Origin of the sequence: Pseudoalteromonas sp. KAN5, from assembly GCF_022846535.1 — a bacterium.
In the GTDB taxonomy this organism is placed as follows: domain Bacteria; phylum Pseudomonadota; class Gammaproteobacteria; order Enterobacterales; family Alteromonadaceae; genus Pseudoalteromonas; species Pseudoalteromonas haloplanktis.
Genome location: NZ_AP025589.1, coordinates 3,515,596 through 3,531,873, shown reverse-complemented (window position 1 = coordinate 3,531,873; position 16,278 = coordinate 3,515,596). Strand labels below are relative to the sequence as shown.

Here is a 16,278-nt window from a genome sequence, read left to right as displayed (position 1 = left end):
TTTTATTCATTATAGACCGATTCAATTGATACTTTGTTAATTTTATTACCAAGATTTAGTTTCAGCTTAGCTGACAATAAATTGAATACGTATGCAACCATCTCGTAATAAAAGCACTGGCGTTTTATGCTAAATGATTCAATTAGGTTACACCTCAAGGAACAGCTATGCGATTACCTTTGCTACTTCTATTAGGATTTTCAAGCGCTTGCTTTGCTAAAGACGCGACAATTCAATCTCCGAATGGAAATATAAAAATAACCATTTCAGATCAGCAAATAATGCCAAGCTATAAAATCAGCTTTAACGGCAAAGATATCATCGAAAACTCAGTGCTTGGTTTTGAATTTAAACAGCAAGCCGCCTTTGCTGAAGGGTTTAAAATCATCGACGTACAAAACACCCAACATGATAGCCAATGGCAACAACCTTGGGGAGAACGCGAAACCGTTATTGATCAGCATAATGAAGTGGCCGTTACTTTTAGCAAATCGGCCCCACACGCAGCTACTTACACCGTACGCTTTAGAGCATTTGATGATGGCGTAGGTTTTCGCTACGAAGTACCTAAACAAGTAGGTTTTGAAAACATAGAAATCACCAAAGAGCTTACTGAGTTTGCAATTGCCGGTGCTGATAAAACCACTGCATGGTGGATCCCGGCGCGTGGCTGGAATCGCTATGAATACGCATATAACACCACGCCATTACACGATGCCGCGTTGGTACACACACCATTTACTTTTAAAAATGCCGATGGAGTGCATGTCAGTATTCACGAAGCAGCGCTAGTTGATTACGCCAGTATGGTGTTAAATCAACGTCGCCCAGGTACTTTACAAGCCGATTTAACTCCTTGGTCTGATGGCATCGCTGTAAAAAAACACGGCGCGTTTAATACACCGTGGCGTACCATTCAAATTGGTGCAAAAGCCGTTGATTTGATCAACTCAGATATTATTTTAAACCTCAATGAACCCAATAAACTCGGTGATGTGTCATGGGTTAAACCAGGGAAGTATGTCGGTATTTGGTGGGGCATGCACATCAATGAAAATACTTGGGGGAGCGGTGAAAAACACGGCGCCACTACCAGCGAGACAAAGCGTTACATGGATTTTGCCGCTAAATACGGTTTTGATGGTGTGTTAGTGGAAGGCTGGAATATTGGCTGGGATGGCGACTGGTTCTTTAATGGCGATGTATTTAGCTTTACCAAACCTTACGATGATTTTGATATTGCTGAACTTACTCGTTACGGTAAACAAAAAGGTGTACAACTGATTGGCCACCACGAAACATCTGGTAACGTTACAAACTACCGCAAGCAAATGGAAGATGCCTACGCACTCTATGAAAAATCCAACGTTAGCCAAGTGAAGACAGGATACGTTGCTGATGGCGGTAATATCAAACGCATTGACGACAATGGTATTGTTCGAAAAGAATGGCATGACGGCCAATTTATGGTTAACGAGTACCTTCACAGTATCAAACTAGCCGCTAAACATAAGCTCAGCATTAATACCCATGAGCCAATTAAAGACACCGGCCTGCGCCGTACGTATCCAAATTGGATCGCTCGTGAAGGTGCTCGCGGCCAAGAATTTAATGCTTGGGGCACACCACCTAATCCACCTGAACATATTCCAATGCTTGCCTTCACTCGTATGCTGGCAGGGCCGATGGATTTTACTCCGGGTATTTTTGATATGAGTTTTAATGGTTTAGGCGCTGATACTAATCGCCCACAAACCACTTTAGCGAAGCAACTGGCTTTATATGTTGTAATGTATAGCCCAATTCAAATGGCCGCTGACTTACCGCGTAACTATTTGGCCAAGCCTGATGCCTTCCAGTTTATTCAAGACGTACCCACTGATTGGCAACAAAGTATCGCTATCGCAGGGGAAGTTGGCGACTACGTAGTATTTGCTCGTAAAGAGCGCAAACGCGATCACTATTCAGGTAACGATTGGTACTTAGGCGCAGTCACCGATGAGCAAGCCCGTAGCATAGAAGTTGAACTCGACTTTTTAGAGCAAGGTAAAAAGTTTGAAGCACACATTTACCGTGATGGTGACAAAGCCGAGTGGAAGAACAACCCTTACGATTTAAAAATCGAAAAACGCGTTGTTACAGCAACAGATAAGCTAACGCTGAAACTTGCCACCAGCGGCGGCACAGCAATTAGATTTAAAGCGCTTTAAAGGTAGCCATAAGTTTTAAGCCGTAAGCTTTAAGTTGCTTACGGCTAAAGGCTACTTAGGTAAATAAATTTGTGCACTTAAACCACCTTCTGGGCGGTTTACTAATTTTACCTTACCACCGTGCATATCAATTATGCGTTTGATAATTGCCAAACCTAAGCCGCTACCTTCACTGCCTCTGGCTGCATCACCTTGTTTAAAGGGTTCAAATACAGTTTCTAGTTCACTCTCAGGAATACCGGGGCCATGATCATTTACCATCACCACAGCGTATTTTTTATCACTGCTGATCGCCGTTTCAACTTCAATATCGCCATCCGAATAACGTATCGCATTTTCAATCATGTTGGTAACAACGCGTTTAATTGCCACCATACTTAAAGGGATATTACTAATACTAGGGTTTTCGCGAAAGGTGATAGTACGTTGATGTTTTTGCTCTGAGTGCACCACTTCTGAAACAATCGCATTAAGATCTTCAAGCGCGAGCTCTTCACGTTTGTGGTGGCGCAAATACTCAATAAATTGATCGATAATGGCATTCATATCTTCAATGTCGTAGATGATCCCTTCTCGCAGGTAGTCTTCTTCATCCGACATCATTTCGGTGGCTAAGCGAATGCGTGTCAGTGGCGTACGTAAATCATGAGACACACCCGCCATCAATAATCGACGGTCATTTTCAAGTGCAGCAATCCCTCGTGACATTTGATTAAATGCCCGTGTTACCTCAATCACTTCAGTTGAACCATGTTCTTCAAGTTTAGTGGAAAAGTCACCAACACCTACTTTAACAGCCGCTTGCTGCAATGCTTTTAATGGTCGATTTAAGTGACGAGCAAAAAGCCAGCCACCAAGCACACTTAAAAAACCGATACTGGATAAATAGAAGGTCAAAAATTCGAGGTTGTTTTCTTTAAAACCAGTCAGAGGAACTTTAACCCAGTAACCAGGGGCTTGCGGTGCTTCAACCCAATATACTAACGGATCGGTTTGACTGATGCGCACTCGGGCAGAGCCATTTAATTGCTCAGACATACTGCGTGATAGCATTGAATACTCACGGGTTTGGCCGAGCCCCTCGCTCATCGCTTGGCGCTGACTCATGACTTCGATACCCGTTATTTCAAAAAACTTATTCGATACTTCATCGCTGATCTCAACGCCATCTTCCCAATCTATAAACACGGTTTTGATCTGCTTGGCTAAAATCAGATTAACTTGTTCAATGGTCGGTTTAACTACGTATAGACTCACAGTGATGTAAGATACTACTTGGTTGATCAACAATAATGCTGCTACCAAAAACACTGTTTGTCCAAATGCACTCTTGGGAAACATACTCATAGCAGGTTATTTTTCACCATCAGGTACAAATACGTAACCTAAGCCCCACACAGTTTGAATATAACGCGGATTAGCGGCATCGACTTCAATCATCCGACGCAAACGCGATACTTGTACATCGATACTACGCTCTAGTGCGCTGTAATCACGGCCACGAGCTAAATTCATTAACTTATCACGGCTTAGCGGCTCTCGTGGGTGAGTCACCAACGCTTTTAATACCGCAAACTCGCCACTGGTTAACGACATGGTCTTGTCACCTTGGCTCATTTCTCGCGTGGCTAAATTAAGTGAGAATTCCCCGAACGTAATTTCATTTTCTTCTGCAGCAGGCGCCCCAGGTACTTCTTTTGCGCGACGGCGCAAAATGGCTTTAATACGAGCTAATAATTCGCGTGGATTAAATGGCTTTGGAATGTAGTCATCTGCGCCAAGTTCTAAACCAATAATTCGGTCAACTTCATCACCTTTAGCGGTCAGCATTACAATGGGGATTTCATTTTCTTTTTGACGTAAGCGCTGGCAAATAGATAAGCCATCTTCGCCCGGAAGCATTAAATCGAGCACCATTAAGTGAAAGTTTTCACGTTCTAGTAAGCGATCCATTTGTTCTGAGTTGCCCGCTGTACGTACAATAAATCCTTGTTCTACCAAGTAGCGCTCTAACAAGCCGCGTAAGCGCATATCATCATCAACGACTAATACTTTTGTAGTTTCATGTCCCATTAATTTCATTCTTATTGTTTTTACTGTTACTGATTAATATAAATGAAAAACTTGATAATAAAAAACTAATTAGCTCACTAGATTGTTACTGAACATTTCAAGGCACAATAAATATAAAGGATCGTAAAAATCAGCTCGACAAGGCAACGAGATTTTTATACCTTGCGTACGTGTTTCCCAAAGTAAAATTGCAACGTGAAAACCAATTTAATTACCCGAGAGGGCTATTTACAACTACAACAAGAACATGATCACTTATGGAATGTTAAGCGTCCTGAAGTCACTAAAATAGTGAGCTGGGCAGCAAGTTTGGGGGATCGCTCTGAAAATGCAGACTATCAATACAATAAGCGTTTACTACGACAAATAGACCGCCGTGTTCGGTATTTGCGTAAACGTATGCCAGATCTAAAAATAATTGATTACTCACCACAACAAGCTGGTAAAGTGTTTTTTGGTGCTTGGGTGGAAATTGAAAATGAGCAAGGTGAAGTGCTTAAATTTAGAATTGTCGGCCCTGATGAGATTTATGACCGCAAAGATTATATTTCCATTGATTCTCCAATGGCACGTGCACTATTAAACAAGCAAGTTGATGATGAATTTTATGTCACAACCCCACAAGGAAAGAAAGAGTGGTACGTTAACAGTATTTACTACCCAGGCTCTTAAAACGTGTAAGACAGAGCAAGCAACGCATTCGATTTATTATTCAGATAAGATTAATTATTGGTTGTCTAAAGTGAATTTGTAGACTATAACTAAAGATACTCAAGTCAAGCATTTCGCACTTGAGTTCAGAATTGGAAGGTCGTTGTCATGTCAAACGCAATACATCGCATAATTAGTAATGCCATGTTATTCACACTTTTAGTAAGTGTGAGTTTGACTTCATTTGCGCATGACGTTACCAATTCTAAAGAATTAGCTTCTCCAACCCCACACTACTTTGTTTGTGACACAGCAGAGCAAACTACCCCTGACGTTGACCTAGATACACACGTTGACAGACTCTCTATCAGGGTGCTTCAACCACTCCCTGAAAATACTTTATCACTTTATGTGAGCACTACTTTAACACAACCTTTTAGCCAAGCTTACCAGCGTGGTCCACCAAGTTATTTGATTTAATTTACTGCTTAAAACTTTATTAAATTTAATAACATAATTGGTGATTATTATGACTAACTTTAAAGAGCTTCGTACTCAAAATATTTCTGAAGGCGTTTTATCTCACACTTACCGTGAAACTCAGCCGTTAATTGATTTAACTTCTCCGGCTTTAACTATGGTTAATAATTTCACTCAAAAAGATCCGCTTCGCGCGCATTATGAAACCACCATTGTTGATGCACTAAAACAAATAACCAGTCAACATACCGGTTTTATTTTAGTAATTGATGACCAAGAGAAATTACTAGGGATCGCATCTAGTGCTGATCTACAAAGCTCAAAAGTAATGATTTTAGCACAGCGTTTGAATATTTCTCGTGCTGAAATCAGCTTGCGTCACGTGATGACGCCACTTAGCCACTTAACAGGTGTCAGTATGCAAAGCTTAAGCTATGCATGTGTTGGTGATGCATTACAAACAATGGAGCAAGCCGGTGTTATGTTTTTATTAGTTACTAGTGTACATAATGAAATTTGTGGCTTGATCTCTGCTCGTGAGATTGCAAAAACATTGCAAATCCCTGTTCATATTAGCCCTATCGCCCACTCTTTTAGTGAAGTAATGGAGCATATTGAGCACCCACATTAATTTTTAACTATTCACGTATTTCGTAAGTAGTCATTATCTTTACAGCAAAGGCCTTAAAGCATACTTTAAGGCCTTTTTATTGTGCGTTGCTGTGATATTATTCAGGCAATTCATTACGCCAAAACTCTCGTTCTGGTCTTCAAATTGTTTAATAAGGTTTTTGCATGAGCAATATCTCTGCACGTTTAGCCACTGAGCTGAACGCCCAAGAGCAACAAATTATAGCTGCTACAAAATTACTCGATGAAGGTTCAACCGTGCCTTTTATCGCTCGCTACCGCAAAGAAGTAACGGGCGGATTAGACGATACTCAATTACGTTTACTCGAACAGCGTTTATCATATTTACGTGAACTAGAAGAACGTAGAGCTTTTATTTTAGCAACCATTGAATCTCAAGATAAGCTCACGGCAAGCTTAGCTGCTGATATCAACAATGCAGACAGCAAAACTGAGTTAGAAGATCTATATTTACCTTATAAGGCAAAACGTCGTACTAAAGGGCAGATAGCAATTGAAGCTGGAATTGAACCGCTGGCTGATGCGCTTTTCAACGATGCAACATTAGACCCTGCGCAACAAGCAGCGCGCTACTTAAACCCAGAAGCAGGTTTTGCTGACGAAAAAGCGGTACTTGATGGTGCTAAATTCATTTTGATGGAACGTTTTGCTGAAGATGCAAAATTACTCGCTAAATTTCGTAGTCACATAAGTCAACATGGTCAAATAGAAGCAAGCCTTATTGCAGGTCAAGAACAAGCAGGCACTAAATATCGTGATTACTTTCAGCATCAAGAAGCGCTTAAGAAAATCCCTTCACATCGAGCGCTTGCGATGCTTCGTGCTCGTAATGAAGGTATTTTACAGCTAAGTATTAACCCTGAGCCAAGTTCAGAAAACCCCGCTCAGCTATGTGCAGTAATGATTGCTGATCACTATCGCCTTGATATTAATAACCAAGCAGCTAGCCCATGGTTACTCACCGTTGTGCAATGGGCCTGGAAAATTAAACTAAGCCTACATCTAGAAAACGAGTTTTTAGCATCTATGCGCGAAAAAGCCGAAACCGGTGCAATTGATGTATTTGCGAAAAATTTAAAAGACTTATTAATGGCAGCACCTGCTGGCGCACGCACTACACTTGGCCTTGATCCTGGCCTACGTACAGGCTGTAAAATCGCAGTCGTCGATAGCACTGGTAAATTATTGGCGACACAAACAATATTCCCACATGCGCCACAAAATCATTGGGATAAATCAATACGTACGCTAGAACAATTATGTCGCCAGCACAAAGTTGAGCTGATTGCTATTGGTAACGGCACGGCCTCTCGTGAGTCAGACAAACTCGTTGCTGAACTCATCAAAGCGAATAGCGAGCTTAAACTAAATAAGATTATGGTCAGCGAAGCTGGGGCGTCTGTATACTCGGCGTCAGAATTTGCAGCCAATGAATTCCCCGATTTAGATGTATCGTTACGTGGCGCTGTGTCTATTGCACGTCGCTTGCAAGACCCACTCGCAGAGCTTGTTAAAGTAGAGCCAAAATCAATTGGCGTAGGCCAATATCAACATGACGTATCGCAAAGTCAGCTAGGTCAAACGCTCACATCGGTTGTTGAAGATTGTGTTAACTTAGTCGGTGTAGATTTAAACATGGCCTCAGTGCCATTACTTGCTCGCGTATCCGGTTTGAACAAAACTTTAGCGCAAAACATTGTTAATTATCGCGATGCTAACGGTTCATTCGCTAAACGCTCAGAGCTTAAGAAAGTAGAACGTTTAGGGCCAAAAGCATTTGAGCAAGCCGCGGGCTTCTTAAAAATCAGCAATGGCAGCGATCCACTTGATAAGTCATCGGTTCACCCTGAAGCTTATCCTGTTGTTAAACGTATCTGTGAGAAAAATAACCTTGATGTTACTCAACTTATAGGTAATTCTGAGCTCCTTAATAAGTTAGTCGCTAACGACTACACTGATGAGAAATTTGGCTTACCGACTGTCACCGATATCATCAGTGAGCTTGATAAGCCCGGCCGCGATCCTCGTCCTGATTTTAAAACCGCCGAATTTAAAGCCGGCGTAGAAACCATCAACGACTTAAAACCAGGCATGATTTTAGAAGGGGTAGTGTCTAACGTTGCTAACTTTGGTGCGTTCGTTGATGTGGGTGTACACCAAGATGGCCTAGTGCATATTTCAGCAATTACTAATAAGTTTATTTCTGATCCGCGCGAAGTGGTTAAAGCTGGCGATATTGTGAAAGTTAAAGTGGTGGAAGTAGATGCCGCTCGTAAACGTATTAGTTTTACCATGCGTTTAGATGATGATATTGATACCAGCAATAAATCAACGCCATCAGTTAACCAAAAGTCGCAAAATAATCGTGGTAATGCTCAGCAACCTCGCGCCGCTAAACCAAAACGCGATACCGGTAATGCGATGATGGGCAATGCCTTTGCAGACGCCTTCGCCAATGCCAAAGTGAAAAAATAGCTCGTAAACAAAAACGCCACAAACTTAGTTTGTGGCGTTGTTGTTCATAACTAAAAACTAGAAGTAATAACGTAAAGTCGCTGCGATATCTGCATATTCATCAACATAACGGTATGAAGCACCCAAAGTTGCTTTTTCAGTTAAGGTGTAATTAACACCCGCTTTTAACACTAGATTATTATCACTTTCTTCATCATGTAAACGCTCATAGCCAACCCCTGCATTTACTTCAAATTTGTCCGTTAATAAATGTCTAATTTGTATATTGGCTGAAAGAATATCTGCACTATCTGAATCTGAATAACCTTCTTCAGAAGATGAAAACACTTGACCATTAAATCTTTCTTCAACGGTGAAATCAAAATCGGTACTATATTTAAGTTTACCTAAATTAATACTGTAATCTATATTAGTAACTGCCGATAAGCGTTGAATATAACCTGCGCCGAGTTCGATCCGAGTAAATTCAGCGTCGAGTGTCCCTTGTGTATTAAGGGTTGATGTTCCTACATATTCACCATTTTGATAAATATCACGATAATCCTCAGAGACACTATTTGACATCTCATCTGATGTACTCGCATACATACCGGTCAAGTACCAATTATCACTAAGCTGTTTACTGATCTTAACGGCATAACCGTCAAAACTGAGATCATCTAAATCATCTACGTCCATTTTTGCATAGCCAACTTCGACATAGTCGTAACTTAAGCCTGATGTTTGGTTTGCCGCAGCGGTGATTGAAAAAAGCGATAAAGCTCCTGCGATTACTGCATATTTCATTTAATTGTCTTCCATAGTAAAAATCGCAGCAAAAGTAACAGCTTCTTTTTGTTTCTACAACAGAAAAAGCCGCGAATTCACACTCGCGGCTTTTTATCTGATATATGATCAGCTTTCACTGACCGAGCTATTCAATAATCATTATTTACGACGACGCACATTAAGCAGTGGTAGTAGTAACAACATCAAATAACCAAACGAACCACTGTCTTCTTCATCCTCGACTTCAGGATAAATACAGCTACCATCATCGCTATTAGCGTCAGGATCAAAGTTAGTCGCTTCTGGATACGTACAACCCAGTTCAATACCATCAGAAATAACCGATAAGGTGAACTCTGTAGTCAACGATTTTGCACCGCTGGTTAATGTCACCATTACTGGAATATTACCGAAGAAATGGGCGGTAGGCTCAATACTAAATGACATACCATCGACAACTACTGCTGCATTTTGCGCCGTAACAGACAGAGTAAACTCTTCGTCAGTCTCACGCGATAATGCAACGTTAATGTCTTCTAGCTTGCCATTTTCGATCACTGTCATATCTGCAAGTTCCACAATCGCAAGATCGCTTGGCGTTACTGTAACCATAAACTCAGTGGTTAACACGTTCTCAGTACCAGTAAGCGTCACAACAACGGGTATTTCACCATAGAAACCAGCATCTGGTTTAAGGCTAAACTCCATACCATTTATTGTCGTTGTTGCATTATCGGCCGCTACAGAAAGAGTAAACTCTTCATCGGTTTCACGCGATAGTGCAACTGTGATTGCTTCAAGTACGCCATCTTCCATAACTGTTTTGTCAGCAATCTCAACAATTGTTGCAGGCGCATCGATACCATCTGAAACAACCGTTAGCATAAACTCAGTGCTTACTTTATCAGTTGGGTCAGCTTTATCTTGCACGGTTACAGTGACATACGTTTCACCAAAGAAATGTGGATCAGGGATCAGGTTAAATGACATGCCATTTACTTCTGCTGAAATACCTTCACCTGTGATTACAAGCTCATTAGGTGATTGATCAGCATCCAGTACCATCACTTCAATACCGTCAATACGACCATTTTCAGCCACTGTCATATCGTCAAGTGCTGATACTTTCAGGTTGCTTTGTACAGCAATCGAATGAGTCATTGTTTTAGCTGTTGCAGAACCAAGTTGGTAATTTAAAGTAATATCTTGCTGTGTACCTTTAGCATCAGGTTTAACTGCCGCTTTAAAGCTGAACTCAATTTCACTTTGCTCAGGACCCACATAGTCAAAACATAACACTAAATCATCTTCTAACACGTTATCTAGCGTGTTATAACCAACCATAGTGTACAAACCACCTTCTTTAAAACCTGCTGTTCGTGAGAAGTTGGAATCACCGCCTTCAACAAAAATAGCACCTTCGGCTAAGTTATCACCTAGGTTGTTATAAGCATAAATGATTTCAAACTTGTTCTTATGATCATCATAACCACTGCGTAAAATAGCTTGGAAATCGTAGCTGTCACCAGTTTCTTTGTCTTTCACATTGTCATATTCGAGAAATAACAAGTCACCTAAGTCAGGACGTTCATCAGCGTATTGTGTTGCAATAGTTAAACCATGAGGGTCTTCCCAATGACGTAAGTAATCCATTTCAAATGATCCACGCCAAAATGGTGCCAGTGCTTCAGTTAAAAACCCTGGTCCACGGTGTTGGCTCATGACCCATGAAAATGGTGTAGTTTGAATGGCACCAACTGCATGCATACGCATTGAGTTAATGCTCGGCTGATTATACACTTTGAAGTCTGCGCCTTCTTTATAGAAAAGCCAATCAATAGGCACATCTTCATAGTCACCTGCATCACCAACCATCCATTCAGCATTTGGCTGCATGCCGTACTCACTGAATAAATCAATATAACCACCGGTTGATTGTTCATCAATTTGTGGGGTACGACACATTTGATCGGTCAAGCTAGAGCTCAACTTGTATTCACGTTGAACATTGCGTGTACTTAATTGTGAGCCGTTTAACGTGATGGTATTTCCTTCTACCTTTAGTAGCTCAGCAACTTGCTCGTTGTTACTTTGCAACGTTTGCTCTGCGAGTCTTAATCCTTCTGGCACTTGTAATGTCATTTGATAATCACGCGTGTCAGTTTCAAAGTTTGCTTTAAGTTTTACATTAACGTCAACCACATCCATTGCGCGGGCTTTATCTTTGTCCACATCCATTGTTAACACGTTAGCATCGCGATGAATATTTAGTGCAGTAAAGCCTAATGAACCTTCACCACCTGGCATATCGCCTAAGTCAAAACCACCATAGTAGGTTTCTCCTACCTCTGACTCTGGCATCATCCAATTAACTTTTAATGCGTAGTTGCCATTGCCGTCATGTGAAGCTGGGCCCTCAACCGTAAGGTTACCCTTGTCTTCATCGGTCACGATTGCGTAGTGGGTCGTCACTTCATAATCACTGCTAGGAGCATTGATCATTGCAGTAGCTATCCAATATTTACCTGGTGCAGGGTCAACAATATTACAGTAGTTAAGCTCTGCCATACTTGATGAGTAACACACCATTTCTTCATACAAGGCATCTTTTAGCGCACCTGCATACTCATTTATTTCTTCATCTGAGATCATAAATGAGCCATTTTCATTAGCATCAAAACCCACCATGACATGACCGAAGAATTTTTGATAGCGTGGATCAACAACAACTTCATCATCAAGCATATGTGTTTGTTCATTTTTAACGACCAAACGTTTTGTGCCTTCAGGGACATCTATTGATTGAATATGCCAGCCTTTTTCTACATTTTCTTTAGTAACAAAAGGTCCAACTTCTTCGATAATTGCCGTTTCGCGAGTTGGTGCTACTAAACCATAGTAACGTGGTGTAAGCTGACTATAGCTATCAGTATTTACAAGTAATGTTTCAGATCCTGATTCACGTGCAACCTCCATATCCACGCTTAACGGTAACTCATCCAAATGATTGCGTGCAGCTATTGGTAAATGTGCATTCGGTGCATCACCCTCTTGGTCGATAAAGGTAACTTCACCGTTAAACCATACATCTTGGTTTTGTATCATATCCCAAGGAGCGGCTTCATCAGTAGGGTCTAACTTGTGCTCCACTACGTTAGGTAAGTTCATAGTTACGTGAATATCTTGGCTTTCACCAGCCTTCAATGTGAATGCTTTGGGTTGAACATCAATACTCAAACCAATTTCATCTGAACGTCCTTCTGCAGACCATGCACGGCCATCAACCTTCCAAGTACCATCTTGCGTGGCCGTCACCGTACGCACCCATGAACAGCTTAGCTCACATTCCATATTGACCATTGAAGGGACATTTAACCATTCAGCCAAGCCACCATTATTAGGATTAGCATCAATGTAATTATCAATGCTTTCATCCATTATTAGGCCTGCCTGTGCCGCACTAGCTACATCTATCGCACCAGCTCCGCCCATAAAAGTATAGTAGGGTGCACGAATACCTGTTGCCAAAGCAATTGTGACAGGCTTTGCTGTCATCATTAATGCGGATTGCAATTGAGCTGGAGTCCACTCTGGATGAATTGAGGCTAATAGTGTCATGGCGCCTGCAACATGCGGCGTTGCCATTGAAGTACCGCTCATCATTGTCCAGTCTGATGCTGACGGATAGTTAGTAAACGGCTGTTCATCTGCATTTGCGGCATAAATATCCACACCTGGCGCTGCAACATCCGGCACTAAGTTATTTATATAGCGACTAGGGCCCATTGAACTAAATGGCACTAGTTGATTACCTAACTCTGCATCCGTGGTGTAAATGTTTTCACCGGCAGTTATGGTTGCAATTGCTTGTTCTTCATTGTCATTAACCCAGTTACGTAATTTCCATCTTGAAGAACGCGTGATTTGAATACCTGGGATCACATATTGATCAGCGACTAAGTCATCTGCATTGTAATCAACGTTTTGCAAAATAAAGCCACCAGCGCCACCCGCAGCAACATTCTTGGCCTTATCTGTACGAGGTGCATCGCCACGTAAACACACCACAATTTGATCGCTGGTAAAAGTACCCTCAGCAAATGGGGCATTACACATTTGTGCATCAAATTCATCGGTTTCATCAGGATCAGCATAATTTTCAGCTAAAACAACTTGTCCTGTAATGCTGCCAGTATAGCTTTTACCGACAATTTCTTCTGCGGGGACACCTGTACCTTGGAAGTCAGTTAACACTTTTTCGCCAAGCGATAGCACACGATCATGGTATGCAGCCCCTACAGTGGTTACCCAAGGAGAGGTGTGGTCTGCAGTGTAGTACGTAGGCCCTGAGTTACCTGCTGCAGCCGCAACATGTATACCTGCTTTACGTGCATTTAAAAACGCAAGCTCTATAGGATCATCCCACGGAAAGCTTTCTCCACCACCTATCGAAAAATTGATTACATCCACACCATCAGCAATGGCATCTTCAAATGCCGATAGAATTGCTGATTCTGGGCAACCAACATAAGGATCGTCTGCATTACCTGGATAACATACCTGATAAGCAACAATGTGCGCACGTGGGGCTACACCCGATGTTTTTGGAAAGTTAAATGGCAAGTCCACACCATCACTCACTTTTTCTCCGGTAATTTGTTGTAACGGCGTATTCTCTAAATAATTACCCGCGGCTGTTGAAGCAGTATGAGAGCCATGTCCATTATAATCTTCACCGTTTTCTGGGCGACGATCATCACGAGCAAAAATATAATCTGAATTTGCTTTCGTGATCTCTTCATACGAGCGCACACCAATTAATTTATCGTTACAGAGGGTGGCATCTTCAACACAATCACCTAGAAAATTACCAGCACCAAGCGGGTTCATTTGTTCATATTGTGAATCACTAGCGAACGCAATATGGTCGGTATTGATACCAGTATCAATAATACCTACCACCATTCCTTCACCTTGTGAGCCAACGCCTTGAGGAGTAACCTCACCAGACCAGACCTTATCAGCCCCAATAAACTCAGGACCACGATCGGTCTGTAGCTCTAATATTCTGTTAGGGGTGATTTTTTTTACACCCGCTTGTTTGGCAAGCAGTAATGCATCAGCTTGAGTCATTCGCACTACTGCCGCATTATTTGCAACAGTAAACTGTTTACTTATCTTAATACTCGCACCACTAGACTGAGCAGAAGCAACCACCGCTTGTTGACGGTTTTGTAAGTAATGTTGGTAACGCTTCACCTCTGCGGCCTGCATATTAAGCACAGAGCGGCCTACAAATGTGCGTGTTGTATTTTGTGCAGTGGCAGTATATCCATGTACCCCACCCTCGTAGCTTGCAATGGGGCGATCCTCAAACTGGACAATATAAGTTTGCTCACCTTGACTCGCTTTTGCCGATGTAAATACAGCTTGCGGCTGAGCATTTTTATATTGCTTATTCAAAAGCCCAATATCGGCACTCAAATTAGCCGCTTCTGGGCCGTCGTACTGATTTTTTTGCGCTTTTAAATTTTGTAAATCAGCAACTGAAATAGTAGGTTCGTGTAAACTTGTATTTGGCACTTTTTTAAAGCTTGGCTCTGCTGCCGCATAACCAGTGGCTCCCACATAAATTGCAGTCAAAATTGCGAGAGAGCTTTTCTTTAAGTGCATTTTCTTATTATTGCACGGTTGCATATTCATCCTATTAAATTCGTTTGTTAGGCAGATATCCTGCTTTGAATTATTCCTGTTAATGCTAAATACATTTAGCAAGGATCAGATATACAGAGGGTTGTTTTAACGGTCAATTTTACAAAGCACCGAAAAACACACAAAATTAACAAATCAACAACAACAAAGTCACACCCAGCGCAACTTTCGTGCAAATAGATAACAAATGTATCTTTTTGTATCGCTATAACCTAATTATTTAAAAAAATAATTTAGTATTGAAAAGAGTTATATAAAGAAGGATTCGCAGATTAAGCTTGCTCGCAAACCCTTTTAAAATAACTAAAACTTAATGTTGCGGATACTATTGAGAAACACTGGAGGTTACTGGTTTATTTTAATTTAAGATTCAAAGGCAGGTATTACAAGAAAGTTTATATAGTCGCAGAAAAGCCTGATTGTCCATAAGGTGAGATCGCCGCTTGATAAAACTGTGCAATGCGTACCGCACGCTGATCAACCTCACTATCACGTTTAGTGATTTCTGATGTCGTAGACTCTACGGGCTCATCTTTTGCCAATGCGTCTTCGGTCTTGAGTGACGCAGCTTGAGTATTATTTTCCCCTTCTGTATTTGTTAACTCAGCCTGCGCTGCAGCAAGCTTTTGCGTTGCATCAGCAGCAATTGCGCGATCAGCGCCAGAAGGTTCTGCTGGTGCGAGTGCCGCGGCACGAACCGTTTGCATTTTTTCTATCGTGGCTTGTGGATCACCTTCGATTTCAGCAACATCTATTTGCACTTCACCACCAACAGCGTAATTAGTACCATCGGGGCCACGCTGATATTCATAGCTAGGAGAGCCGGCGTATTGACCCCCAACAGAGGCATGCGCTTGTTCATGAATCCGCACTTCTGTATCACGCGCTTTAAGCTCTTTTATTTGCTCAGCATCTTGCTGTTCTTGTTGTGCTGTTTGCTCTTGTTGTTGCGCTTCTTTTTTAGCGTCTTGCTGCTCTTCACTTTGCTCAGGATCTTGCTGTGCATCACTTTGCTGACGCTCTTGAATTGCCTTTTCGTCAGCAAGTTTCCCCTTAGCATCATATGTGGTGCTTTCGTTAGTGCCAGGCTGCTTTGCTTTTTCATTATCGCCAAGGGCTTTATTTTCAGCATTACTTGGTTTTGTAGCGGCTGGAGGCGGAATAACTTCACGCAGCTGATTGTCACGCCGAGCTGTTTCTGTATAAACATTTGCGGTGTTTATATTAATACTTGGAAATGGCGTGACAATATTCATAG

Annotated in this window: 10 protein-coding genes; 5 read left to right on the top strand and 5 right to left on the bottom strand. The window is 41.7% G+C overall.

The genetic code is table 11. The features are described from left to right. Positions 1–167 precede the first annotated feature (167 nt). The gene (locus tag KAN5_RS15690) at positions 168–2,210 is read left to right on the top strand and encodes a glycoside hydrolase family 97 protein (RefSeq protein WP_244390079.1); all 2,043 of its coding nucleotides are present in this window, start codon (positions 168–170) and stop codon (positions 2,208–2,210) included. Between the two features lie 51 nt (positions 2,211–2,261). Here the strand turns inward: KAN5_RS15690 and envZ are convergent, their stop codons facing one another. Further along, positions 2,262–3,557 (bottom strand): two-component system sensor histidine kinase EnvZ, encoded by a 1,296-nt coding sequence (gene envZ / locus KAN5_RS15685; RefSeq protein ID WP_244390078.1) that lies wholly within the window; start codon positions 3,555–3,557, stop codon positions 2,262–2,264. A gap of 6 nt (positions 3,558–3,563) precedes the next feature. After that, positions 3,564–4,283 (bottom strand): two-component system response regulator OmpR, encoded by a 720-nt coding sequence (gene ompR, locus KAN5_RS15680; RefSeq protein WP_029216262.1) that lies wholly within the window; start codon positions 4,281–4,283, stop codon positions 3,564–3,566. A gap of 195 nt (positions 4,284–4,478) precedes the next feature. Between ompR and greB the strand changes: the two genes are divergently transcribed. From greB to KAN5_RS15660, 4 genes are all read left to right on the top strand, one after another. After that, on the top strand, positions 4,479–4,955 hold the full coding sequence (gene greB, locus KAN5_RS15675) for a transcription elongation factor GreB (RefSeq protein ID WP_016710150.1): 477 nt from the start codon (positions 4,479–4,481) through the stop codon (positions 4,953–4,955). A 147-nt stretch (positions 4,956–5,102) separates the two neighbouring features. Then, positions 5,103–5,414, top strand: coding sequence for a hypothetical protein (locus KAN5_RS15670; protein ID WP_244390077.1), 312 nt, complete (start codon positions 5,103–5,105; stop codon positions 5,412–5,414). Positions 5,415–5,463: 49 nt separating this feature from the next. Then, positions 5,464–6,045, top strand: a complete 582-nt coding sequence (locus tag KAN5_RS15665; RefSeq protein ID WP_016710148.1) for a CBS domain-containing protein — start codon at positions 5,464–5,466, stop codon at positions 6,043–6,045. 164 nt (positions 6,046–6,209) lie between these two features. Beyond that, on the top strand, positions 6,210–8,540 hold the full coding sequence (locus KAN5_RS15660; RefSeq protein WP_244390076.1) for a Tex family protein: 2,331 nt from the start codon (positions 6,210–6,212) through the stop codon (positions 8,538–8,540). 57 nt (positions 8,541–8,597) lie between these two features. On the opposite strand, the gene KAN5_RS15655 is transcribed toward KAN5_RS15660, so the two are convergent. From KAN5_RS15655 to KAN5_RS15640, 3 genes are all read right to left on the bottom strand, one after another. Continuing rightward, positions 8,598–9,326 carry an outer membrane beta-barrel protein gene (locus KAN5_RS15655; protein ID WP_016710145.1) on the bottom strand — a complete coding sequence of 243 codons (729 nt, stop codon included), beginning with the start codon at positions 9,324–9,326 and terminating at the stop codon, positions 8,598–8,600. A 141-nt stretch (positions 9,327–9,467) separates the two neighbouring features. Further along, entirely contained in the window at positions 9,468–15,005 is a 5,538-nt protein-coding gene (locus tag KAN5_RS17545; protein ID WP_279612623.1) for a S8 family serine peptidase, read from the bottom strand. A 410-nt stretch (positions 15,006–15,415) separates the two neighbouring features. Beyond that, a complete protein-coding gene (locus KAN5_RS15640; RefSeq protein ID WP_244390075.1) occupies positions 15,416–16,276 on the bottom strand; it encodes a putative metalloprotease CJM1_0395 family protein in 861 nt (286 codons plus the stop codon). Positions 16,277–16,278: the final 2 nt, after the last annotated feature.